The sequence below is a fragment of the Streptococcus cristatus genome, from assembly GCF_003943505.1.
GTDB classification, from domain to species: domain Bacteria; phylum Bacillota; class Bacilli; order Lactobacillales; family Streptococcaceae; genus Streptococcus; species Streptococcus cristatus_E.
On sequence record NZ_RJPS01000045.1, the window covers coordinates 1 to 874 of the forward strand.

At 51.6% G+C, this 874-nt stretch carries 8 tRNA genes and 1 rRNA gene; all 9 read left to right on the plus strand.

The annotated features are described in order from the left end of the window. Window positions 1-28 precede the first annotated feature (28 nt). The 9 genes from rrf to D8792_RS10870 all read left to right on the plus strand — a co-directional run bounded on the left by rrf (window position 29) and on the right by D8792_RS10870 (window position 873). Window positions 29-144: ribosomal RNA gene (gene rrf, locus D8792_RS10830) — 5S ribosomal RNA — on the plus strand. 29 nt (window positions 145-173) lie between these two features. Next, window positions 174-246 (plus strand) — tRNA-Val (locus D8792_RS10835). A gap of 4 nt (window positions 247-250) precedes the next feature. Continuing rightward, window positions 251-323: transfer RNA gene (locus D8792_RS10840), tRNA-Asp, on the plus strand. Between the two features lie 30 nt (window positions 324-353). Next, window positions 354-426: transfer RNA gene (locus D8792_RS10845), tRNA-Lys, on the plus strand. A gap of 5 nt (window positions 427-431) precedes the next feature. After that, a tRNA-Leu gene (locus D8792_RS10850) sits at window positions 432-513 on the plus strand. A gap of 15 nt (window positions 514-528) precedes the next feature. After that, window positions 529-601: transfer RNA gene (locus D8792_RS10855), tRNA-Thr, on the plus strand. Window positions 602-618: 17 nt separating this feature from the next. Further along, window positions 619-690 (plus strand) — tRNA-Gly (locus D8792_RS10860). A gap of 5 nt (window positions 691-695) precedes the next feature. Beyond that, window positions 696-781 (plus strand) — tRNA-Leu (locus tag D8792_RS10865). 18 nt (window positions 782-799) lie between these two features. Next, window positions 800-873, plus strand: a tRNA-Arg gene (locus D8792_RS10870). The last annotated feature ends 1 nt before the right edge of the window (window position 874 follow it).

An 874-nucleotide genomic window follows, 5' to 3' on the forward strand; every position in this document is an offset into this window, starting at 1 on the left:
ATAAGATATTGTAAGTTAATTCAGCAAGTTAAGTGACGATAGCCTAGGAGATACACCTGTACCCATGCCGAACACAGAAGTTAAGCCCTAGAACGCCGGAAGTAGTTGGGGGTTGCCCCCTGTGAGATATGGTAGTCGCTTAGCAGGATAGGAAGTCGGAGTGCTTCCTTTTTGGGAGTTTAGCTCAGCTGGGAGAGCATCTGCCTTACAAGCAGAGGGTCAGCGGTTCGATCCCGTTAACTCCCATATAGGTCCCGTAGTGTAGCGGTTATCACGTCGCCCTGTCACGGCGAAGATCGCGGGTTCGATTCCCGTCGGGACCGTTGGAATTGTTAGACAGTTTCAAGAAGAAAGACTCGTTAGCTCAGTTGGTAGAGCATTTGACTTTTAATCAAAGGGTCACTGGTTCGAGCCCAGTACGGGTCATAAGCGCGGGTTTGGCGGAATTGGCAGACGCACCAGATTTAGGATCTGGCGCTTTAGGGCGTGGGGGTTCAAGTCCCTTAACCCGCATAGAAATATAAATGAGCCGGCTTAGCTCAGTTGGTAGAGCATCTGATTTGTAATCAGAGGGTCGCGTGTTCAAGTCATGTAGCCGGCATTTTTTTGGATAGAGATGCGAACGTAGTTCAGTGGTAGAACACCACCTTGCCAAGGTGGGGGTCGCGGGTTCGAATCCCGTCGTTCGCTTTGAGGCCGGGGTGGCGGAACTGGCAGACGCACAGGACTTAAAATCCTGCGATTGGTAACGATCGTACCGGTTCGATTCCGGTCCTCGGCATAGCGGATATGCGACAGGGCACCCTTAGCTCAACTGGATAGAGTACCTGACTACGAATCAGGCGGTTAGAGGTTCGACTCCTCTAGGGTGCAT